The organism is Stutzerimonas decontaminans, from assembly GCF_000661915.1.
Taxonomy (GTDB): Bacteria; Pseudomonadota; Gammaproteobacteria; order Pseudomonadales; family Pseudomonadaceae; genus Stutzerimonas; species Stutzerimonas decontaminans.
The window spans coordinates 1,416,373-1,436,323 of record NZ_CP007509.1; the positions used below are offsets into that span (position 1 = coordinate 1,416,373).

Annotated in this window: 22 protein-coding genes; 10 read left to right on the forward strand and 12 right to left on the reverse strand. The window is 62.2% G+C overall.

What is annotated here, in order from left to right; genetic code table 11:
• Window positions 1-340: 340 nt before the first annotated feature.
• The 6 genes from UIB01_RS06550 to UIB01_RS06575 form a co-directional block, all read right to left on the reverse strand.
• Window positions 341-1,627 (reverse strand): PPE repeat-containing protein, encoded by a 1,287-nt coding sequence (locus tag UIB01_RS06550; RefSeq protein WP_038657980.1) that lies wholly within the window; start codon window positions 1,625-1,627, stop codon window positions 341-343.
• A 47-nt stretch (window positions 1,628-1,674) separates the two neighbouring features.
• The gene (locus UIB01_RS06555; protein ID WP_038657981.1) at window positions 1,675-2,172 is read right to left on the reverse strand and encodes a curli production assembly protein CsgB; all 498 of its coding nucleotides are present in this window, start codon (window positions 2,170-2,172) and stop codon (window positions 1,675-1,677) included.
• Window positions 2,173-2,393: 221 nt separating this feature from the next.
• Entirely contained in the window at window positions 2,394-3,224 is an 831-nt protein-coding gene (locus tag UIB01_RS06560; RefSeq protein WP_038657982.1) for a CsgG/HfaB family protein, read from the reverse strand.
• A 22-nt stretch (window positions 3,225-3,246) separates the two neighbouring features.
• On the reverse strand, window positions 3,247-3,660 hold the full coding sequence (locus UIB01_RS06565) for a curli assembly protein CsgF (RefSeq protein ID WP_038657984.1): 414 nt from the start codon (window positions 3,658-3,660) through the stop codon (window positions 3,247-3,249).
• Window positions 3,657-4,040: a curli production assembly/transport protein CsgE gene (gene csgE / locus UIB01_RS06570; RefSeq protein ID WP_038657986.1), complete on the reverse strand. Its 384-nt coding sequence runs from the start codon at window positions 4,038-4,040 to the stop codon at window positions 3,657-3,659. The genes UIB01_RS06565 and csgE overlap by 4 nt, the downstream gene beginning before the upstream one ends.
• A complete protein-coding gene (locus tag UIB01_RS06575) occupies window positions 4,037-4,687 on the reverse strand; it encodes a helix-turn-helix transcriptional regulator (protein ID WP_038657988.1) in 651 nt (216 codons plus the stop codon). Before UIB01_RS06575 ends, csgE begins: the two co-directional genes overlap by 4 nt.
• A gap of 244 nt (window positions 4,688-4,931) precedes the next feature.
• Here UIB01_RS06575 and UIB01_RS06580 point away from each other — a divergent pair, with 244 nt between their 5' ends.
• The 3 genes from UIB01_RS06580 to UIB01_RS06590 all read left to right on the forward strand — a co-directional run bounded on the left by UIB01_RS06580 (window position 4,932) and on the right by UIB01_RS06590 (window position 7,174).
• The gene (locus tag UIB01_RS06580) at window positions 4,932-5,567 is read left to right on the forward strand and encodes a LysE family translocator (RefSeq protein ID WP_038657990.1); all 636 of its coding nucleotides are present in this window, start codon (window positions 4,932-4,934) and stop codon (window positions 5,565-5,567) included.
• Between the two features lie 74 nt (window positions 5,568-5,641).
• The gene (locus UIB01_RS06585) at window positions 5,642-6,097 is read left to right on the forward strand and encodes a VOC family protein (protein WP_038657991.1); all 456 of its coding nucleotides are present in this window, start codon (window positions 5,642-5,644) and stop codon (window positions 6,095-6,097) included.
• Between the two features lie 102 nt (window positions 6,098-6,199).
• Complete coding sequence (locus UIB01_RS06590) at window positions 6,200-7,174, forward strand: SDR family oxidoreductase (protein ID WP_038657992.1); 975 nt, start codon at window positions 6,200-6,202, stop codon at window positions 7,172-7,174.
• An 8-nt stretch (window positions 7,175-7,182) separates the two neighbouring features.
• Here the strand turns inward: UIB01_RS06590 and metR are convergent, their stop codons facing one another.
• Both metR and UIB01_RS06600 read right to left on the reverse strand, forming a co-directional pair.
• A complete protein-coding gene (metR, locus tag UIB01_RS06595) occupies window positions 7,183-8,109 on the reverse strand; it encodes a transcriptional regulator MetR (RefSeq protein ID WP_014821082.1) in 927 nt (308 codons plus the stop codon).
• 155 nt (window positions 8,110-8,264) lie between these two features.
• On the reverse strand, window positions 8,265-8,855 hold the full coding sequence (locus tag UIB01_RS06600) for an exopolysaccharide biosynthesis protein (RefSeq protein WP_038657994.1): 591 nt from the start codon (window positions 8,853-8,855) through the stop codon (window positions 8,265-8,267).
• Window positions 8,856-9,015: 160 nt separating this feature from the next.
• On the opposite strand from UIB01_RS06600, the gene metE reads away from it, so the two are divergent.
• Entirely contained in the window at window positions 9,016-11,325 is a 2,310-nt protein-coding gene (metE, locus tag UIB01_RS06605) for a 5-methyltetrahydropteroyltriglutamate--homocysteine S-methyltransferase (protein ID WP_038657996.1), read from the forward strand.
• Between the two features lie 48 nt (window positions 11,326-11,373).
• Here metE and glpD read toward each other — a convergent pair whose 3' ends face one another.
• Window positions 11,374-12,918, reverse strand: a complete 1,545-nt coding sequence (gene glpD, locus UIB01_RS06610) for a glycerol-3-phosphate dehydrogenase (protein ID WP_038657998.1) — start codon at window positions 12,916-12,918, stop codon at window positions 11,374-11,376.
• A 72-nt stretch (window positions 12,919-12,990) separates the two neighbouring features.
• Here glpD and ybaK point away from each other — a divergent pair, with 72 nt between their 5' ends.
• Window positions 12,991-13,461 (forward strand): Cys-tRNA(Pro) deacylase, encoded by a 471-nt coding sequence (gene ybaK, locus UIB01_RS06615; protein ID WP_038657999.1) that lies wholly within the window; start codon window positions 12,991-12,993, stop codon window positions 13,459-13,461.
• Between the two features lie 133 nt (window positions 13,462-13,594).
• Window positions 13,595-14,677 carry a diguanylate cyclase gene (locus UIB01_RS06620; protein WP_051605046.1) on the forward strand — a complete coding sequence of 361 codons (1,083 nt, stop codon included), beginning with the start codon at window positions 13,595-13,597 and terminating at the stop codon, window positions 14,675-14,677.
• A gap of 39 nt (window positions 14,678-14,716) precedes the next feature.
• Here the strand turns inward: UIB01_RS06620 and UIB01_RS06625 are convergent, their stop codons facing one another.
• Together UIB01_RS06625 and UIB01_RS06630 are read right to left on the reverse strand one after the other, a co-directional pair.
• Window positions 14,717-15,109, reverse strand: coding sequence for a YgaP family membrane protein (locus UIB01_RS06625; RefSeq protein ID WP_038658001.1), 393 nt, complete (start codon window positions 15,107-15,109; stop codon window positions 14,717-14,719).
• 79 nt (window positions 15,110-15,188) lie between these two features.
• The gene (locus tag UIB01_RS06630) at window positions 15,189-15,713 is read right to left on the reverse strand and encodes an ankyrin repeat domain-containing protein (RefSeq protein ID WP_038658002.1); all 525 of its coding nucleotides are present in this window, start codon (window positions 15,711-15,713) and stop codon (window positions 15,189-15,191) included.
• A 250-nt stretch (window positions 15,714-15,963) separates the two neighbouring features.
• Here UIB01_RS06630 and UIB01_RS06635 point away from each other — a divergent pair, with 250 nt between their 5' ends.
• The gene (locus tag UIB01_RS06635; protein ID WP_038658005.1) at window positions 15,964-16,194 is read left to right on the forward strand and encodes a DUF3820 family protein; all 231 of its coding nucleotides are present in this window, start codon (window positions 15,964-15,966) and stop codon (window positions 16,192-16,194) included.
• Between the two features lie 27 nt (window positions 16,195-16,221).
• Here the strand turns inward: UIB01_RS06635 and UIB01_RS06640 are convergent, their stop codons facing one another.
• Window positions 16,222-16,752 (reverse strand): hypothetical protein, encoded by a 531-nt coding sequence (locus tag UIB01_RS06640; RefSeq protein WP_038658007.1) that lies wholly within the window; start codon window positions 16,750-16,752, stop codon window positions 16,222-16,224.
• Window positions 16,753-17,003: 251 nt separating this feature from the next.
• Between UIB01_RS06640 and UIB01_RS06645 the strand changes: the two genes are divergently transcribed.
• The 3 genes from UIB01_RS06645 (at window position 17,004) to UIB01_RS06655 (ending at window position 19,950) form a co-directional block, all read left to right on the forward strand.
• Window positions 17,004-17,654: a c-type cytochrome gene (locus UIB01_RS06645; protein ID WP_038658010.1), complete on the forward strand. Its 651-nt coding sequence runs from the start codon at window positions 17,004-17,006 to the stop codon at window positions 17,652-17,654.
• Window positions 17,651-18,574 (forward strand): c-type cytochrome, encoded by a 924-nt coding sequence (locus tag UIB01_RS06650; protein WP_038658012.1) that lies wholly within the window; start codon window positions 17,651-17,653, stop codon window positions 18,572-18,574. Before UIB01_RS06645 ends, UIB01_RS06650 begins: the two co-directional genes overlap by 4 nt.
• Window positions 18,575-18,828: 254 nt before the next feature.
• Entirely contained in the window at window positions 18,829-19,950 is a 1,122-nt protein-coding gene (locus UIB01_RS06655) for a beta-ketoacyl-ACP synthase III (protein WP_038658014.1), read from the forward strand.
• The last annotated feature ends 1 nt before the right edge of the window (window position 19,951 follow it).

Here is a 19,951-nt window from a genome sequence, read left to right on the forward strand (position 1 = left end):
TCCAAGCGGTCAGGCTTTGGTCCCATAGCAAGCGCCGCGCCAATACGCAGGTGCATCTGTAGCGATAAGTTAAGTGTCTGAACTTAAAGGAATATTTTATTGGATGAATGATGGTCAGGTGGGGCTACGCATGTCTTTCGGGGGATAGGTAATGCCTACATGACCTGACCGATGCGTCAGCTTGCTTCAGATTGGGGCGTGGTAGATGGCCGATCGCCAGACTCGCCACCGAAACGGTGCGCTGCTCGAGCGTATGGCTGACGGGCAGCTGGTGCTGCGAGTAAAGAGAGGATGAAACACGACTGCCGGCGTCAAGCCGGCAGCCGGGTGAGGGCGGTGTTTAGTTCTGCGTAACGATGGCGCTGTTGTTCCAGCCATTCTGGTTGATGAACGCGGTGTTGCCATAACCAGCTTGGCTTGCCATGGCTTCGTTGCCGAAGCCTTGCTGAGTCACCTTGATCAGGTGATCGGCGCCGCTCTGGCTCAGCATGACGTCGTTCAGCGTACCTTCCTGGCGGACGGTAGCCAGGTTGTCGTGGCCGTTCTGGTCGATATCGGTGCTGTTGGCCCAGCCGTAGCTGACCCCGACGATTTCGTTGTCGCTACCGTTCTGCACGGCGTTCAGCTCGTTGCCGGTGCCGTCCTGGTGGAAGTGCAGATCGTTACCGCGACCTTGCTGGTCCACGGAAGCGACGTTGAAGCCGCCTTCCTGGATGGTCTTGGCGGTCTGGTTACGGCCGTTCTGGTACACATCGGCTTCGTTGCCGATACCGAACTGCTCGGTGGTGGCGGTGTTGTTGCCACCGAACCAGCCATTGGTCTGCACGATGCTGGAGTCGTTGCCGATGCCGTGTTGCAGGACGAAAGCGTTCTGCCCATTACCGCTCTGGTTCACGTCGACCTTGTTGTAGCTGCCATCGGACATGACGTAAGCCTCTTGGCGCACGCCGGTCTGCGAAACCATAGCGTCATTGCGCCAGCCGAACTGCTCGACTTCGGCAATGGAGCCGCTGCTGGCGAGTTGGGTGATATGAGCGTCGTTGTCCACGCCGTGCTGGTCGATGGTCGCCCGGTCGCTGGCGCTGAGCGATTGAGTGATGCTGCCGTTGTTCAGATCACCATTCTGGCTCAGCGTGGCCTGGCTGCCGTAGCTGGCAGTCTGGGTGATCAGGCCATAGTTTTCCTTGCCGGCTTGGTTGGTGGTGGCGTTGGTCATCGTCGTGGCGGTCTGGAAAGTCTCGGCGACGTTCTTGACACCGTTCTGGCTCTGCGTGGCGCCAGTCCTGTACGTGCCGTTTTGCTCGACCAGTGCTTCGTTGCCCGCACCATGCTGATTCTGCGTCGAGGTGGACATGACAGCGTGATGCTGCTGGGCATCGGCGGCATTGAAGTTGCCAGCCTGGTTTTGCGATGCAGTCGAGCTGTAAGAGCTGGTTTGTTCGATCATTGCGTTGTTGCCGAAGCCGCTCTGGCCTTGCTTGGCCAGGTTGCCCGAACCGCCGCTTTGCAGCACTTCTGCAACGTTGTTGATGCCAAGCTGGTTCTGTTCCGAGGTGTTGTCGGCGGCAAAAGCCTGGGCAGTGGCGACAGTCAGAATGGCTGCTACAAGAGGTTTGAACTTAAACATTTTTGTCACTCCATGGATGTTTTAAGTACAGCGGTATTTCCCTGGGATTAGCGGTACTGGCGAACCACTACCGTCAGACCTCGGCCGCTCTGGCTGACATTGCTGCGGTGCCCGCTGCCGGTCTGTTCGATGAGGGCGCGATTGTTCGAGCCCTGTTGTGCGATGGCGGCGCGGTTGTCCGAGCCGAACTGTTCGATATGGGCGTCGTTACCGAAGCCGTCCTGGCTGATCAGCGCGGCGTTGCCCAGGCCGATCTGCTCGATGGACGCGCTATTGGCGTAGCCGCTCTGGATGATGTACGCCTCAAGCTCGGCCCCTTTTTGCGCGATGCGGCCGGCCATGTCCTGGCCGTTCTGCTGAATCACGGACAGTGCGCCTTGGGCGCTGGCATTCGCATGAGTCAGGGCAGAAAGGTCGCCGTAGGCTTTGGCTAATTCGCTGGGGGCAAGATCAGTCTGGATGTCGGCGTGGCTGGCAGGGGCTGCCAGCAGCGCCAGGCAGAGGGGCAGCAGCAGGTCTCGTGCAATCCGTTGCGAGCTTTTCATTGCGTCCTATCCTGGTCGGGCTCTGATGTCACTATGGTTGCCCTGAATGACCGCGATGAACATCCATCCAATGATTGAAAATTAGCGATCGGCAGCGTACGTGCTTCTAACATGGAGGATTCGTCGAGATTTTCATGAATCTGAAACTCAAGCGCCCTCGGCAGCCGTTGCGGCTGCCGAAGGTGAGGTTGGTTTCGGTCGGCGCAGGGCCGCCGGTTCGCTTAGTCCAGTTTGCTCAGATACTTGCTCAGTTCCGGATGCTCGCTGCCGCTACCTTCGGCGGTATGCCAGAGGCGTCGATCGACCCCTTGGGCGATCAGATGCGCGACGGCGGCCTCGATCGCGGAAAGCACGCAGAGCTGCGCTGGCTCGTTGGTGGTGTAGCCCGCCTCCGCTTCGAGCAGTTCCTTGAACTCGATGAACTTGTAGACGTTGGCGCTACGGCCGATGGAGAAGATCGTCTTGGTGGTCATCACGTTCGACAGCACCCTGCCGCTGCGCACATCGATAGCGCGCAGGTTCACCGTGACCTGATCGACGCGGTATTCCTGCGACAGCCCGATACCGAGGTAGCGCGCACCCTGGCCGCCGCTGCGCACGTTGGTCTCATAGGCGACTATGGCGCCTTCCATGATGATGTTGGCCGCCAGCAGCGACGGCAGTTCGGACTGGATGTTCGGTGCCACGTCCGGCTTGGCCTGCGAGGCGCGGATGATCTTGCGTTCGGTCAGCACGTTCTGCAGACCTTCGCGTTCGAGCACCACGAACCAGCCGCTGGCCTGCATGGCGTCGACCAGCATGCTGGCGGCGCCTTGCGTCACTGCAGTTGAGAACGAACTGGCCGGCGTTGGCTTGTACTGGCCGGTCTGGTCGCGAAAACCGTACACGGCGGCCACCAAGGGGCCTTTCGGGCGGGGCAGCGCCAGCAGGTCCTGATAGGTCGATGTGCGCGGGGTCAGGGTTGGCGGGTGTTGATCGGCAGACATGGGCTCGCGTACAGCGCAACCCTGTAGTACAGCCATCATCCCTATGGCTACGAATAGGCTTCTCATGGCCTTTGTTTCTCCTTGGGGGTCAGTTGCCGACGATGATTTCGGACATTTCTCCGGTGAGTCGGTCGGTGATTTCGACGATCAGCATGCCGGCGTCGCCGTTGTAGACGCGCACGATGAAATCGTCGGTGGTTACGGTGCCTGTCTTGCCATTGGACACGCCGCTGAGCAGGTCGCCCAGCAGACGGGACTCCAGTTGGCTGGTAAAGCGGTCCAGCGCAGACTGGTTGCCCAGCAGCGACGAGCGATCCAGGGCGTCGGGGTCCTTCTTGTTGTTCTGCGCCTGGGCGTTACCCAGCAGCCAGGCACCGTTGAGCGGGCTGCCGCCGAAGGATGGGTTGATCGGGGTGTAGACCAGCTCGGTGGCGCTGGCGCCAGCGCTGAGCAGCAGGCTGCCGAGCAGCGTGCCGAGCGCCTTGCGGGTGTGCTGTTTCATAGTTCGTCCTTGGCCATGTCAATGTTGTCTTCAAACAGCGCTTCGATCTTGCGCCGGTTGATCTCCTGCACCACGAAATCCGCGGCCTCGTAGGCCGGCTCCTTCATATCTGCCACGTTGGGCTGCAGAAAACGGCGATACAGCGTCTGGTTCTCGTGCTCTACCCAGACCAGAACGCCCCAGCGAGCAGAGGGCCTCTCCTTGACGGCAAGGTTGAAGTCCAGGCCGCTGATATCGTTCAAGCGCTCGCAGAAGCGCACGTAGAACTCGTGACCGGAGCGGGAAATCGTGTTGTCGGTGATGAACCCCTGCAGCTCGGCTTCGCCGGCGTGGGCGGTTAGGCCCAACAGCAGCAGAAGCAGCGCGGCGGTGCGTTTCACGATACCGCCTCGCCAACATGCGCCAGCACCAGCGAGGCGCCCTGCGCGCGATTGCTGGCGCCGAGTTTGCGTAGGGCGTTGTGCACATGGCTCTTGATGGTGTGGATGCTCAGGTGCAGCTTTTCACCGATAGCGGCGTTGGACAGGCCTTGGCCTGCGAGGGCGAGAATCTGCTTTTCGCGCAGGGTCAGCTCGTCGATCATCTGGTGCGCATTGCTGAGCTGGCGGTAGCGACCCAGCAGGGCCTCCATCAGCTCTCTCGGTAACCAGTCGCCGCCTGCGAGCATGGTCTGAATGCCGCGGACCAACATGGCGCGGGGCGTTGCGCGATAGAAGACCCCGCGAATCCAAGGATGGGTTTCGACCAATCTGCGTGCCTGATCTGGCTGAGCATTGATCAGGGCGACGGGTGTATCGCCGAGCTCCCGGAGCAGGTGCACGCAATCGTTTCGGTCGTAGCTGGCGACATCGAGCAGCACCAGCGCGGCGTCGATCTGCTCGGGTCCCGGCGTGACCATATGGATCAGTGTGCAGTTGGGGCAGTCGTACAAGTTCTGACGCAGCGAGCTGTCGAGCAGCTTGCTGGCAGAGAGAAGTGCTATGCGGAGTTGACCGGGCTGGAAAGCCGGCACGACATCGTCTTTCATTCGCATGTCCTTTGCAGAATGTTGATGGGCAGTCCTTGATTGCGTGACGCGCAGTGAGCGGTCCCGTCTGGCAATAGAAAGTAGTTCAGCTTTGCGACAAAAAAAAGTCAAAAGTTGAATTGGGTGACGGCATTCCGACGAAAAGCCCTGCGACGATTCAGCTGGCGAGGCAGCGGCATTGCGTCTAGAGTCCCGTTTTTGCATAGGAAAGCTTTCGCTTGCGGGGCTCGGACGGGGAGGAGTGATGGACGATCCCATCTTTTGGCTGGTGTTCTTTTCGGCTGCGCTGGCACTGAATCTGTCGCCTGGGCCGGATCTGCTCTACGTGTTTTCGCGAACCCTGAGTGGCGGTCGTCGGATCGGCATCATCTCCGCCTGCGGGGTGTGCAGCGGCGCGCTGGTTCATGTCGCCTTCGCTGCGTTGGGTATATCGGCAATCCTTGCCGCTTCGGCGCTCGCCTTCACCGTGGTCAAGTATGTCGGTGCCGCCTATCTGCTCTACCTCGGCTATCAGGCGCTGCGTTCGGCCGGCAGCGGAACGATGCTGGCACTCAAGGCCGCGCCGCGAGCGTCTGCCTGGAAGGCCTATCGTCAGGGGGTGCTGGTCGACTTGTTGAACCCCAAGGCCGCAATCTTCTTTATGGCATTCCTGCCGCAGTTCGTTCGTCCCGAGCATGGTGCGGTGCCGCTGCAGTTGCTGGTGCTCGGCGTGCTGGTGGTTGTGGTGGCGATCATTGTCGAAAGCGCGTTGGTTTTGCTGGCGGCCCGTGCCACGCAGACGCTGCGCAACAATCCGGCCATCAGCCAGTGGCTCGACCGGGCGCTGGGCTCGGTGCTCATCGCACTTGGGATTCGCCTGGGCTTGAGTGAGCGCATCTGAAGGGGAATTGATCGTCCTCGTGCGGCTCTCATAAAGAAGGGCTGCGTGTCGGCAGCCCATGATGGGAGCTGCGTATGTCACTGCAGAGCAAGAACACTTCGGCCAGCCTGATTCCCTGCCTGCGCTATCGCGATGTGGCCGCCGCCATCGACTGGTTGGGCCACGCCTTCGGTTTCGAGTGCCGGCGCCAGTACCGCGACGAACAGGTCGGCATCACCCATGCACAACTGGCTTTCGGCAACGGCATGCTGATGGTCGGACCAGTAGTGGATTCCGAGTACGGCCAGCAGCTTCGCCAGCCCGACGAGATTGGCGGCAAATCCACCCAGGGCATCTACGTGATCGTCAACAGCGCCGATGCGCTGTACGCCCAGGCCAAGGCGGCCGGGGCGCAGATCGTCGTCGAACTCAAAGACGAGGATTACGGCGGTCGCGGCTTCACCTGCCGCGATATCGAAGGGCATCTGTGGAGCTTCGGCACCTACGACCCCTGGGCGGACGAAGCGGCGGGAAGCGTCGCCCAGGCTTGAGTAGGCCCCAGCGCGCGGGGTATCACGCCGACCATCGGGGGGAATGTTCGGCGCGACGTCGCTGTCAGCTTAACTACGACAGCAGACTGCGGAGGAACGACGATGGCCTACGGAAAACTCTACGGCGCCCTGGTGGTGCTGACCGGTGCGTCCAGCGGCATCGGTCGCGCCGCTGCCCAGGCTTTCGCCCGCCAGGGCGCGCGGCTGGTGCTTGCCGCGCGCGACGTCGAAGCGCTGACGGAAACCGCCGATGAATGCCGCGCGCTCGGTGGCGAAGTCCTGGTGGTGCCCACCGATGTCACCCACAGCGACGAGGTCGAAGCACTGGCTAGCGCTGCGGCGGAGTTCGGCCAGGGGCGCATTGATGTGTGGATCAACAATGCCGGCATCGGCGCGGTCGGCGCGTTCGACGAGACGCCATTGGATGCCCACGAACAGGTGGTGCAGACCGATCTGCTCGGCTACCTGCGCGGCGCCCATGTGGTGCTGCCGTATTTCAAGCAGCAGCAGAGCGGTGTGTTGATCAATACGCTGTCGGTCGGCAGCTGGGTGGCGCAACCGTTCGCGGCGGCCTATTCGGCCAGCAAGTTCGGCCTGCGCGGCCTTTCCCAGGCGCTGCGCGGCGAACTGGGGGCTTGGCCGGGCATTCATATCTGCGACGTATACCCAGGTATCGTCGACACCCCCGGTTTTCGTGACGGCGGCAACTATGCCGGGCGCTCTCTGCAGCCACCGCCACCGTTGCTCGATCCCCGTGACGTGGCCAACGCGATGGTCAGCCTGGCGCTGCATCCGCGGCATACCACCTCGGTCGGTGCAACCGCGACATTGCTGCGGCTGGCGCATTTCCTCACGCCAGGCTTCGATCGCCTCAATGGCCTGCTGACCGGTTTTGCCCTGGGGCGTGCACAGCGGGTAGCGCCTTCGTCAGGCAATCTCTTTCATCCACCGCTGGGCCAGCGGCGCATTGATGGAGGCTGGCGCTCGTCGGCGGATGATGACAAGCGCTGGCTGTTGATCGGCGGCGTCGCAGCCGGATTGATCGGTCTGGGTATGTGCCTGGCGCGGCGTCGCTGACCGCGCTGTCAACGCACCTTCGGCGCGGCACTGACGCCTTCGAGCGTGGCGAAGGAGGTGTCCTTGGCGGTCAGCAGGAAGTCGCGCATGAAAGGTGAATCGAGCATGTCGGCGCGGATGCCGGCGTACAGCGTGGCGAACAGCCCCTTGTCGCCCAGCCGTTTGGCGGTGACGTAGCCGCGCGAGCTGTACTCGTGCAGTGCCCAGTTCGGCAGCGAGCAGACACCGCGCCCGGATGCCACCAGCTGCATCATCATCACCGTGAGTTCCGAGGTGCGCACCTGCGCCGGCTCGATGTCGGCCGGTTCGAGAAAGCGGGTGAAGATATCCAGGCGGTCGCGTTCGATGGGGTAGGTGATCAGCGTTTCGCTGGCCAGATCTTCCGGGCGGATGTACGGCCGTGCCGCCAGTGCGTGCTGGTTCGCCACCGCCAGCAGCGCTTCGTAGGTGAATAGCGGCACATAGGTGATGCCGGGCAGCTCCAGTGGGTCGGAGGTGACCACCAGATCGAGATCACCACGCGCCAGGGCCGGCAGCGGGGCGAAGGAGAAGCCCGAGGCCAGATCCAGCTCGACCTCGGGCCAGGCATCGCGGAACTGGTCAATGGTCGGCATCAGCCACTGGAAGCAGCTGTGGCATTCGATCGCCATGTGCAGCCGCCCGGCTGTGCCGCCGGCCAGGCGGGCGAGGTCACGCTCCGCGCTGCGTAGCTGCGGCAGCATCAGATCCGCCAGTTGCAGCAGACGCAGACCGGCGCTGGTGAAACGCACTGGGCGGGTCTTGCGCACGAAAAGCTGCAGGCCGAGGCGTTCTTCCAGTTCCTTGAATTGATGCGACAGCGCCGATTGCGTCAGGTGCAGGCGTTCGGCGGCTTCGACGAGACTGTCGGTTTCCCGAAGTGCATGAAGCGTCTTCAGGTGACGAATTTCCAGCATGCCGAACTACCTTGCGAAGCGGGACGTTGCGCAGCTGAATGACAGGCGCGGCGCCCCGGAATGGATATGCAAATGAGCAACGCTCATCCGCCGCAAGTGTGTCTTAGCATCCCGATGCTGTCGAGTCGCCGCTATGCGTTGGGGCCAGGCACCTTTTAGAACCAGAGCCGCGAAACCATATAGGCCAGGCCAAAGAAGAACAGCAGCGCAGCAACGATCATCGCGCCGTCGCGGGCCATCATGCCCAGCCCGAGCACGCTCAATGCCGCACCGGCAGTGGAGTTGCCGAACGGGATCAGCTCCAGGGGCGGCATGGTGGCTGCGATTGCCAGACACAGCACGGCATTCAAGCGATTCGCCAGGCCGTTGGTAAGGAAGGTCAGCCGCCGCTTGAGCAGGCGGTCGACGAAGCCGGAAATGCGATGCAGGAAGGCCATGGCCTTGTCGTACTTGCTGCGCGAGGCGCTACGCCGCAGCAGCCATTTGGGCAGCCAGAAATGTTTGCGCCCGATCAGCAGCTGCACCGCGATCAGCGAAACCATCACCGCGAACACGCTGGGCAGTCCAGGAATCCCCGACAGCGGAGATAGCACCAGCAGGCCAGGCACCAGCAGCAGGGCGCCAAAGCTGCGCTCATCGGTCGCTTGCAGCATGCACTCGATGGTCACCGGCTGGTCCGCCTCACCGGCCTGATCCAGGCGCTGCAGCAGGCTTTCGAGATTCTGCGGTGGCTGTTCAGGATTCATGGAGGCGCCTTGAAGAGAAGATTTCCTTTAGAGCCCAGTCACCCCAAAATGCTCCTGCATGAATATTTCTATACTTCAAATGTAATTACGTGAGTTTGTTTCACGTGGCCGTGGCGCGGACAATCAGCGCATTCATGCAGAACGACATTTGGAGTGAGACATGGCTGAAGCGCATAACCTCGGTTTTCCACGCATCGGTGCGGACCGCGAACTAAAGAAAGCCCTCGAGGCATACTGGAAGGGTGAATTGGATGAGCAGGGCCTGCGCCAGGTCGGCCGCCAGCTCCGTGCGCAGCATTGGCAAGCCCAGGCCGACGCTGGCATCCAGTTGCTGCCAGTCGGCGACTTCGCTTGGTACGACCACGTGCTCAGCCACTCGCTGATGTTCGGCGTGGTGCCGCAGCGCTTCCGCCCGACCGATGGCCAGCCGACGCTGGACACACTGTTCGCCATGGCCCGTGGCGTGACCAACAGCTGTTGCGGTGGCGGCCAGGCCCAAGAGATGACCAAGTGGTTCGATACCAACTATCACTACCTGGTGCCGGAGTTCAGCGTCGATCAGCAGTTCCAGCTGTCCTGGACGCAACTGTTCGAGGAAGTCGAGGAGGCGCAGGCGCTGGGCCACGCGATCAAGCCGGTGCTGGTCGGACCGCTGACCTATCTCTGGCTGGGCAAGCTCAAGGGCGAAGACGCCGAGGGCTTCGACAAGTTGGAACTGCTCGAGCGACTCCTGCCGGTCTATGGCGAGGTGCTCGACCGGCTGGCGGCGCTGGGCGTCGAGTGGGTGCAGATCGACGAGCCGATTCTTGCCCTCGACCTGCCGCAGGACTGGAAGAATGCCTTCGAACGCGCCTACAACCTGCTGCAGCGGGCCCCGCTGAAGAAGCTGGTCGCCACCTACTTTGGCGGGTTGGAGGACAACCTCAGCCTGGCCGCCGCGCTGCCGGTGGACGGCCTGCATATCGATCTGGTGCGTGCGCCGGAACAATACCCGCTGATTCTCGACTGGTTGCCGACCTACAAGGTGCTGTCACTGGGGCTCGTCAATGGACGCAACGTCTGGCGCTGCGATCTGGACAAGGCCCTGGAAGTGGCACGACATGCCGCAGAGCGGCTGGGTGATCGTCTCTGGCTGGCGCCATCCTGCTCGCTGCTGCACAGCCCGGTGGACCTTGGGCGGGAAGACCGACTCGATCATGAGCTGAAAGGCTGGCTGGCCTTTGCCGTACAGAAATGCGCTGAAGTGGCGACGCTGGCCCGCGCCATCGACGATCCGGCGAATGACGATGTGGTGGTCGAACTGGCACGCAGCCGTACCGTGCAGGCGGCACGTCAGCACTCGCCACGCATCCACAAGCCGCAGGTTCAGGCACGCCTGGACGCGATCCAGCCACAGGACAGCCAGCGCACGTCGGTGTTCGCCGCGCGAATCGAACAGCAGCGCGCGCGGCTCGATTTACCGGCGTTCCCGACCACGACTATCGGCTCGTTCCCGCAGACGCCGGCGATCCGCCTGGCGCGGCAGGCCTATAAGCAGGGCAGGCTGTCGCTTGGCGATTACACCGAGGCGATGCAGGCCGAGATCCGCCATGCGGTGGCGGTGCAGGAGCAGATCGGCCTGGATGTGCTGGTGCATGGCGAAGCGGAGCGCAACGACATGGTCGAATACTTCGCCGAGCAGCTCGATGGCTATGCCTTCACCCGTTTCGGCTGGGTGCAGAGCTATGGATCGCGTTGCGTGAAACCGGCGGTGATCTACGGCGACCTCAGCCGCCCGCAGCCGATGACCGTCGACTGGATTCGCTACGCCCAGCAGCAGACCGACCGCGTGATGAAGGGCATGCTCACCGGCCCGGTGACCATGCTGATGTGGTCGTTCGCTCGCGAGGACGTGTCGCGTGAGGTGCAGGCACGGCAGCTGGCGCTGGCGATCCGCGACGAGGTCTGCGATCTGGAAGCCGCCGGCATCCGCATCATCCAGATCGACGAGGCAGCGTTTCGCGAGGGCTTGCCGCTGCGCCGCGCGCAGTGGCAACACTATCTGGACTGGGCGGTCGAGGCGTTCCGTCTGTGCGCCAGTGGCGTGCGTGACGAGACGCAGATCCACACGCACATGTGCTACAGCGAGTTCAACGACGTCATCGAGTCCATCGCGGCGATGGATGCCGATGTCATCACCATCGAGACCTCGCGTTCGCAGATGGAGCTGCTCGAAGCCTTCCGCGCCTTCGACTATCCCAACGATATCGGCCCGGGGGTCTACGATATCCACTCGCCACGCGTGCCGGATACCGCCGAAATGGTGCAGCTGCTGGAGAAGGCCGCCGAGTGCATCCCTGCCGAGCGGCTCTGGGTGAACCCTGATTGCGGGCTGAAGACCCGCGGCTGGCCGGAGACCGAGGCGGCGCTGGTGAACATGGTGGCCGCGGCCCGTCAGCTGCGTGCGTCGCGCAACGCCAAGGTCGCCTGAGGTCGACGCGGGCGCAGCGCTCCAGTGCGGGCGCTGCGCCGTGGTGCGTCAGCCCTGGGCGACGTGGTCGAAGTGGGGCAGTCGCTCGGCGGTTCGGCTGTCCAGGTACAGCTGGAGAAGCGCGACCTCCGCGGGTTGCATGAACAGGCCGAGCTTGGTGCGGCGCCAGAGGATGTCTTCTGCCGTCTGCGCCCATTCCTCGACCATCAGGTAGTCCACCTCGCGCGCGTGCAGGCCGGCGCCAAAACACTCGCCAAGGTCGTGCAGTGAATCGGTGCCCTTGAGCAGCAGCCAGCTGCGGCTGCCGTAGGTGCGTGCCCAGCGTCGGGCAATCGGACCGGGCAGCCACGGGTAGCTGGCGCAGAGGGCATGGGCCAGCGCTGATGGCTCCTCCAGGTGCTCACCGCCAGGCAGCGCCGCGTCGTGGGTCCAGGGTCTTTTCATTTCGGGAAACAGCGTCGTTAGCTGCGCCAGTGCCGCTTCGGCGAGCTTGCGATAGGTGGTCAGCTTGCCGCCGAATACCGAGAGCAACGGCCCCTCGCCGGGGCTGTCGCTGAGCGTCAGCGTGTAGTCGCGGGTGATAGCCGAGGGCTGGTCTGACTCGTCATCGCACAGCGGCCTGACGCCTGCATAGCTGTAGCGGATGTCGGTGCGGCTCAGCTGATGCTTGAAGTGCGTGTTGACGATGGCTAGCAGGTAATCGATCTCGTCATCGGTAATCCGCACCTGGGTCGGGTCGCCGTGGTACTCGTGGTCGGTGGTGCCGATCAGGCTGAACTGCCCAAGGTACGGCGTGACGAATACGATGCGCCGATCCTCGTTCTGCAGGATGCAGGCGTGATCACCCTCGTAGAGTTTCGGCACGATGATATGGCTGCCCTGGATCAGGCGCATGCCGTGAGGCGAGGTCTGCCGCAGTTGCTCCTGGATGAACGAGGCCACCCAAGGGCCGGTCGCGTTGACCAAGGCGCGGGCGCGGATCGAAAAGCGGCTGCCATCCTGGCGCTCCAGATGCAGGTGCCAGAGCGCCTTGCTGCTGCGCGCGCTGACGCAGCGAGTGCGGGTGTGGATATGTGCGCCCAGCTCGCGTGCGGCCATGGCATTGAGTACCACCAGCCGCGCGTCGTCGACCCAGCAATCGGAATATTCGAAGCCGTGGGTGATTTCGTCTTTCAGCGGGCTGTCGGCACCGAAACGCAGGCTGCGCGAACCACCGAGCTTTTCGCGTTTGCCGAGGTGATCGTAAAGAAACAGCCCGGTGCGGATCATCCACGACGGCCGCAGATGCGGACGGTAGGGCAGCACGAAGCGCAGTGGGGTGATGATGTGCGGCGCCTTGGCCAGCAACACTTCGCGCTCGGCCAGCGCTTCGCGAACCAGGCGCAACTCGTAATGTTCGAGGTAGCGCAGCCCACCGTGCACCAGCTTGCTGCTGGCGGAAGAGGTGTGTTCTGCCAGGTCGCCCTGTTCGCAGAGAAACACCGACAGGCCGCGCCCGGCGGCATCCGCGGCGATCCCTGCGCCATTGATACCGCCGCCCACCACGGCCAGGTCGTAGACTTCCGCGAGCGGTGCAAGAAGAGGATGATTCATGGGCGCTTATAACTACCGATTCTTTGTTGCGTTACGTTACCGCCATTCATTAACCAATAGCACTACAAAGCCATGACACCTGCCATCGACCTGTTGAAAAAAGCCCGCGCCGAACATGCCGTACACAGCTACGAGCACGATCCGAAATCCGCTTCCTACGGTCTGGAAGCAGCGGAAAAGCTCGGGCTGGAGCCGGCGCGGGTATTCAAGACGCTGCTCGCTTGCAGCGAGAAGAACGAGCTGCTGGTCGCCGTGGTGCCTGTCGCCGGCACCCTGGATCTCAAGGCGCTGGCTCAGGCGGCCGGCGTGAAGAAGGTCGAGATGGCAGACCCTATGGCTGCCCAGCGGGCTACCGGCTATCTGGTCGGAGGTATCAGTCCGCTGGGGCAGAAGAAGCGTCTGCGTACCTTTATCGACAGTTCCGCACAGGCGCAGCCGAGCATCTATGTGAGCGCCGGGCGTCGTGGGCTGGAAGTAGAGCTGGCGCCCGCGCTCCTGGCCGAGCACACCAACGCGCTATTCGCTGCGATCGGGCGTGGCTGAAAAAAGCTGGTGCGCATATCGGGCGCAGCCCGCCTGATTGGTTCAGTCGGCGAGAGGCAAGTCTTTTCTTCGCATACTGTGATGGCATCGAGCTATATTGAGTGCTTCGCGGGTCGCCAAAACGAGATCTTTCTTGAATTCATCCGTGGTTGCGAGGCCAGGCCCTTCCTTCGCGGTGCGCGCCTTTTTCCCCCGGGCCATTGGACTGGCGGTCGGTTTCATCTGCGTGGCCGCCGTATTACTGGACGGGAAAACATCCGCGTGGGTATGGGGGCTGCTGGTCGGCTTCTGTTTCGTCTGGCCATTGCTGGCGCTAGGCCTGTCCCGCCGTGCACGTTCGGCGACGCTTAGCGAGCGTCGATTCGTCTTGTTCGACTCGCTGATGGGTGGTTTCTGGGTCGCCACGATGGGGTTCAACGTACTGCCTTCGGCGGTGCTGATTTCGATGATGGCCATGAACAACACCGCGACCGGCGGTGCGCGCTTCGTTCTGCTTGGCCTGGTGGCCCAGGCCGCCGGGGCGGCCCTTTCAGTGCTGGTGCTGGGCTTCGAGTTTTCGCCACAGACCAGCCAGCTGCAGATGTATGCCTGCCTGCCGATGCTCATCGTGCACCCGCTCACCATCGGTATGGTGCTCTATCGCCTGGCTTATCAGCTGGGTGAGAACAAGCGGGCACTGCGCAGTCTGAGCCGTGCTGACAGCCTGACCGGGCTGTTCAACCGCGGCTACTGGAACGAGTTGTTGCAGCTGGAGTTCTCTCATTGCAAGACAACCGGCGGTGTTGCCAGTCTCGCGTTGATCGATCTGGACAACTTCAAGCTGGTCAACGACCGTCATGGGCATGTAGTCGGTGATGAGCTGCTGCGCCAAGTCGGCCAATGCATCCGGCGCAACTTGCGCGCCGCTGACATGCCGGGACGTTACGGTGGAGATGAATTCTGCGTGGTGCTGCCCGGCGCGCGTGGGCAGGACGCATGGGAAGTGCTCGAGCGGCTGCGCTCGGAAATTGCCGGGCTGGACTTTCCGCTAGCGCCAAAGCTGAGCGCCAGCCTGAGCATCGGCATTGCGGAGTGCGAGCCGAGCATGCACGACGTGCTCGCCTGGGTGCAGGCGGCGGACTTGGCGCTATACGACGCCAAGCGCCTCGGTCGCAACCGGATATCGCTGGCCCAACCTATGAAGCACGAGGATGCTGCGGCTGTTGTTGCCGACTGACGTCTGTTCAGCGGCAGAATAGCCGAGGCCAACCGCCGACTAGGCCTGGTCGCGAATTTCCTCGAGCGCCGAGCGTTCGGCCTGGATTTCCGCAGCTGTGCGTATCCCCAGTCGGCGGAACACTGGCAGCGGGGGGCACCAGCCCTGCAGCGCGTGCTGTAGCAGAAATCCGCCAACGACCAGCGGAATGGCCAAGAACCTGCGGCTTGCGGTCAGGCCAAGCGCTGATCCGGCAACGATCAGCGTCGCCGCATTCGCTTCCAAGGTGCGCTCGATGTCCCATTCCTTATCCAGCTCCGCCAAGCGCCGCTCGATCAGCTGCGGGTTCTGCCGGTGGTAATCCACCGAGCGCTGGGTGCGCATGCGTATCTGCTGATTGACGCGTTCGTCGGTGTGCGCGGGGACTCTATTCACGGTCGAGGGCAGTGCCATGTAATCACCTCCTTTCGCAGTGTCGTCTCGAATGACTTCAGTGCATTAGGTGGCGATCAGCATGCCTCGTTCAATCAGGTCAGGCGCTGATCCGCTGCAGCAGCGTCTCGGCGTCAGCCGCGCCCATCATGCGTGCAGCAGCCAGCGCCGTCGCACCGCTGGCGTCGCTGGCCAGTGGGTCGGCGCCCTGACTGGCGAGGTATTCGATAATCGCCGTACGGTTGAACATGGCTGCCATCATCAGCGCGGTCTTGCCGTCCTCGCAGCGGCCTTCCACGTCAGCGCCGTGTTCGAGCAGCAGCTTGATCATCGCCAGGTCACCCTTGAAGGCTGCTCCAGCAAGTGGCGAATGCCCACGGCGGTTGCGTAGCTGCGGATCGGCACCGTGCTCGAGCAGTATCCGGCTGGCGACGATATGGCCGTGGTAACTGGCCAGCATGAGCAGGCTGTCGCCCGCGTGGTTGCACAGGTTGGCGGGCATGCCCTGGTCCAGAAGCTCGCCAAGGCGTGCGCCATCGCCATTGCGCGCGCAATCGAATACCTGCTCGGCGAAGGCGAGGGTGGCGTCATCCAGTTCGGGTAGTGGCTCTGTCGGGTGCGACATCATGATTCTCCGTGCGTAGCCTGGCGGCTTGGTTTGCCGACTCGTGCGCCATTTTCCGAGCGACGAACAAGCGGTGCCAGCCAACCCTTTCTATGTCGCGGATAGTGGTTCTATATGCGGGCCGTAGCGGGAGCCGCGATTTGCGGCACTTTTGCCGGTCGTGGCTTGGTGCGGGTTTCCAGTTCTGGTCTACGCGTGACCTTGTCGGATATGGCAGTATCAGCCGCCCCGCGACTCGATCGGCCGAAGCATGAAACCCGAAGACCTCGAACGCCTGGTCACGCAGACGATGCCGTACGGCAAGTACAAAGGCCGGCTGATCGCCGACCTGCCTGGCCATTACCTCAACTGGTTTGCCCGCGTCGGCTTCCCGCCCGGCAGTCTCGGTCAGTTGCTCGCATTGATGCACGAGATCGATCACAACGGGCTGTCGGCGCTGCTGGAACCGTTACGCCGTCGCCACGGCTCGTCGCGCGGCTAGCACTCGGCGCAACGCAGGTCGCGGCCGCTACTGCTCGAGTTTATGGCGCAGGGCTTCCAGCGAAGGTGCTGCGTAGATACCCACTTCCACCGCAAGCTCCATCAGGCGCGGCACATCGCAGGTATAGACCAATACTGCTTGCAGTTCGTCGTCCAGCGGCTCGCTGAAGTCCACCAGCACGTAGCCGCCTTTCTCGGGATAAAGGCTGCTCAGCTGCACCTGGATGCGATTCAGCGCCGTTAGTGGCTCGGTCTTGGCAAGCTGCTTGGGCTTCAGGACAAAGGTCACGCTGTCGCCGAAGGACGCGACGATTTCGTTGAACAGCGTCTGGTAATCGTCCGCCTGGAACAGCACCGTCTCCGGCAGACTGCCCACCACGACCCATTCGCCCAGCGGGATCGGGAAGCTTTCGTCGTAAATGATGTCCGGATTGGCGTCGAGAAAAGCCTGCGGGTCAGCGTAGGCCTGGGAGGCTTCGTCAGCCACGCGGGCGATTTCCTCATCGGTCATGCAGCCCGAGCTGATGAGCGTGATCAGTTCGGCAAGTTGAGCTTTCATGGGCGATCCTGCGGTAGTGAGCGCGCAAGGATAACCAAGCTGATCGCATCGTGCGCGCCTGCCGGGCGCCCTGAGCAGACCGCTGCGTTAGGCATATGCAAAGCAGTTCTAAGCTTATTCTGTTTCTGGAGGATAGCGGCCGCGCTGTGTTAGCGTTCTGCATGCGACAAGCTGCCGCACAAGTATCAGAGCGTCGAAGCAAACGATGCCGGTGGGCGACAGCATAACTACAACAGCTGATGAGGCCTTTCATGAAATTTACTCGCTGGCCCCTGGCCGGTGTGACTGCGTTGTTGGTGACGATGCAGGCACAGGCTGCCGATGGGCAAAAGATCTATGCGCAAGGGGGCGCCAACCCTGCGGCGATGGCGTGTGGCACATGCCATGGTGCGGATGCGATGGGGATGGCTGCGGCAGGTTTTCCGCGCCTGGCCGGGATCAACGCCGGTTATACCCGCAAGCAACTCGCCGACTTCCGCTCTGGGGCCAGAGCCAATCCGATCATGCAGCCGATTGCTGCATCACTGAGCGATGACGAAATCCAGGCAATCGCGGCGACGCTGGAGGCAATGCCTGCACCGTCGTACGCCGCTGTCGGTCGTGCGGAGAAAGCCGAGGGCGTTGGCGCCACGCTGGCGTTGCGTGGTGCGTGGGGGCGCAACATTCCTGAGTGCGTGGCCTGTCACGGCCCAGGCGGCCTGGGCGTGGGTGAGAGCTTCCCGCCTTTGGCCGGGCAGTCCGTGCAGTACCTCAGTGGCCAGCTCAATGCCTGGCGTCAGGGCACGCGTAAGAACGATCCGAACGATCTGATGGGTCATATCGCCCGCTCGATGAGCGACGCTGAGGTCCAGGCGGTATCCGAATACTTCGCCAGCCTGGCGCACAAGGGGGCCAGCCAATGAACACGCAGCTGATGCTCGGCCTGCTGGCCATGGCCGTTGGTGGCTCTCTGCATGCCGCCGATATCAAGATGGACGATCAGTCGCAACTGACCCAGCAGAGCACCAAGGCCGCTGGCGAGCAATATTTCCAGCCCCCGAAGGAGAGTGAACTGCCAGCCAATGCTTTCGGCGAGCTCGTTCAGCAAGGCCGGGCGATTTTCGTTGACACGCAGAAATACGCAGCCGAGTACGTCGGCAATGGTATGAATTGCACCAATTGCCACATCGAACAGGGGCGCAAGGCCAATTCCGCACCGCTGTGGGGCGCCTACCCGATGTACCCCGCTTATCGGAAGAAGAACGACAAGGTCAACAGCTACGCCGAGCGGGTACAGGGGTGCTTCCAGTTCAGCATGAATGGCAAGCCGCCGGCCGCGGACAGTCATGTAATGAATGCGCTCACGGCCTATTCCTATTGGCTCTCCACCGGTGCTCCGACGGGCCAGGAGTTGCCGGGGCGGGCCTATCCTGAAATACCGCAGCCCAAGGGCGGTTTCGATATCGCCAAGGGCAAGCAGGTCTATGCCGAGCAATGCTCGATATGCCACGGCGACAACGGCCAGGGGCAAAAGGCGGGCGACCGGTATGTCTTTCCTCCGCTATGGGGCAAGGACTCGTTCAACTGGGGTGCAGGCATGCATCGGATCAATACCGCGGCGGCATTCATCAAGGAGAGCATGCCGCTGGGCAAGGGCGGCTCCCTCAGTGACGACGATGCTTGGCATGTCGCGGCCTATATGAACAGCCATGAGCGACCGCAGGACCCCCGGCTGGTCGAGGGTTCAGTGGAAAAGACGCGGGTTCGCTACCACGCCAACGATGGCGTCAACCTATATGGTCAGGAGGTTGAGGGCGTCGTGCTCGGCCAGGGCATCAAGTAGAACTGACGAGTGACGTGTTTGAACGGAAGAGGGCGCCATTCGGCGCCCTCTTCATATCTGGACCGGTCAGTCACGGATCAATAGGTCGAATGGATTAATTCCGCGTCCGGAATCAGCGCAATGTTACGGATTCTTTCAGCTTTTCATGCACAATAGCCGCCATAAGAGGCGCTGGAATGATCGTGGCTGGCCGAGGCTCGTCGCTGCACCGTCCCAACGTCAGAACGATCAAGCCTAATTCGAGAGGAACGACTGTGTATAACGTCGTCATCAGCGGTACCGGCCTTTACACCCCTGCCAACAGTATTTCCAACGATGAACTGGTGGAGTCCTTCAACACCTACGTTCACCGCTTCAACAGCGAGAACGCCGCCGCCATCGAGGCCGGCGAGATCCAGCCGCTGCCCGAGTCGAGTTCGGCATTCATCGAAAAGGCCTCCGGCATCAGGAGCCGTTACGTCACCGACAAAGCCGGGATTCTCGACCCCGAGCGCATGGTTCCGCGGATTCCCGAGCGCAGCAACAACGAGTGGTCGATTCTCTGCGAAATGTCGGTCAAGGCGGCAGAAGAAGCGTTGGCCCGTGCCGGCAAGACGGCAGCCGACATCGACGGCGTGATCGTCGCCTGCTCCAACTTGCAGCGCGCCTATCCCGCCATTGCCATCGAGGTGCAGGCCGCATTGGGCATCAAAGGCTTCGGCTTCGACATGAACGTCGCCTGCTCGTCGGCTACCTTCGGCATCCAGAACGCGGTCAACAGCATCAAGCTGGGTCAGGCGCGCGCGATTCTGATGGTCAACCCGGAAATCTGCACCGGGCATATGAACTTCCGCGATCGTGACAGCCATTTCATTTTCGGCGACGCCTGCACAGCGGTAATCATCGAGCGCGAAGATCTGGCAACCTCCGAGCATCAGTGGGAAGTGCTCAGCACCAAGCTGGTGACTGAGTTTTCCAACAACATCCGCAACAACTTCGGCTTTCTCAATCGCGCCGCTGAAGAGCACATGAACGACCCGGACAAGCTGTTCATCCAGGAAGGGCGCAAGGTGTTCAAGGAAGTCTGCCCGATGGTGGCGGAGCTGATCGGCGAGCACCTGGGCGAGAACGGCATCGCTGTGGAATCGGTGAAGCGCTTCTGGCTGCACCAGGCCAACCTGAACATGAATCACCTGATCGTGCGCAAGCTGCTCGGCCGCGATGCCTCCGAGGACGAGGCTCCGGTGATCCTCGATACCTATGCCAACACCAGTTCGGCTGGCTCGGTGATCGCCTTCCACAAGCATCAGGACGATCTGCCGAGCGGCAGCCTCGGTGTGCTCAGCTCATTCGGCGCGGGTTACTCGATCGGTAGCGTGATCCTGCGCAAGCGCTGAT

Excerpts from the sequence above, each read along its gene's own strand:
- UIB01_RS06640 (WP_038658007.1), bottom strand. The coding sequence starts at position 16,752 with ATGAAAGCTCAACTTGCCGAACTGATCACGCTCATCAGCTCGGGCTGC.
- UIB01_RS06625 (WP_038658001.1), bottom strand. The coding sequence starts at position 15,109 with ATGGCACTGCCCTCGACCGTGAATAGAGTCCCCGCGCACACCGACGAA.
- UIB01_RS06565 (WP_038657984.1), bottom strand. The coding sequence starts at position 3,660 with ATGAAACAGCACACCCGCAAGGCGCTCGGCACGCTGCTCGGCAGCCTG.
- UIB01_RS06645 (WP_038658010.1), top strand. The coding sequence starts at position 17,004 with ATGAAATTTACTCGCTGGCCCCTGGCCGGTGTGACTGCGTTGTTGGTG.
- UIB01_RS06635 (WP_038658005.1), top strand. The coding sequence starts at position 15,964 with ATGAAACCCGAAGACCTCGAACGCCTGGTCACGCAGACGATGCCGTAC.
- ybaK (WP_038657999.1), top strand. The coding sequence starts at position 12,991 with ATGACACCTGCCATCGACCTGTTGAAAAAAGCCCGCGCCGAACATGCC.
- UIB01_RS06585 (WP_038657991.1), top strand. The coding sequence starts at position 5,642 with ATGTCACTGCAGAGCAAGAACACTTCGGCCAGCCTGATTCCCTGCCTG.
- metE (WP_038657996.1), top strand. The coding sequence starts at position 9,016 with ATGGCTGAAGCGCATAACCTCGGTTTTCCACGCATCGGTGCGGACCGC.
- metR (WP_014821082.1), bottom strand. The coding sequence starts at position 8,109 with ATGCTGGAAATTCGTCACCTGAAGACGCTTCATGCACTTCGGGAAACC.
- UIB01_RS06590 (WP_038657992.1), top strand. The coding sequence starts at position 6,200 with ATGGCCTACGGAAAACTCTACGGCGCCCTGGTGGTGCTGACCGGTGCG.
- UIB01_RS06580 (WP_038657990.1), top strand. The coding sequence starts at position 4,932 with ATGGACGATCCCATCTTTTGGCTGGTGTTCTTTTCGGCTGCGCTGGCA.
- UIB01_RS06550 (WP_038657980.1), bottom strand. The coding sequence starts at position 1,627 with ATGTTTAAGTTCAAACCTCTTGTAGCAGCCATTCTGACTGTCGCCACT.
- UIB01_RS06555 (WP_038657981.1), bottom strand. The coding sequence starts at position 2,172 with ATGAAAAGCTCGCAACGGATTGCACGAGACCTGCTGCTGCCCCTCTGC.
- UIB01_RS06560 (WP_038657982.1), bottom strand. The coding sequence starts at position 3,224 with ATGAGAAGCCTATTCGTAGCCATAGGGATGATGGCTGTACTACAGGGT.
- UIB01_RS06650 (WP_038658012.1), top strand. The coding sequence starts at position 17,651 with ATGAACACGCAGCTGATGCTCGGCCTGCTGGCCATGGCCGTTGGTGGC.
- UIB01_RS06630 (WP_038658002.1), bottom strand. The coding sequence starts at position 15,713 with ATGTCGCACCCGACAGAGCCACTACCCGAACTGGATGACGCCACCCTC.
- UIB01_RS06600 (WP_038657994.1), bottom strand. The coding sequence starts at position 8,855 with ATGAATCCTGAACAGCCACCGCAGAATCTCGAAAGCCTGCTGCAGCGC.
- glpD (WP_038657998.1), bottom strand. The coding sequence starts at position 12,918 with ATGAATCATCCTCTTCTTGCACCGCTCGCGGAAGTCTACGACCTGGCC.
- UIB01_RS06575 (WP_038657988.1), bottom strand. The coding sequence starts at position 4,687 with ATGAAAGACGATGTCGTGCCGGCTTTCCAGCCCGGTCAACTCCGCATA.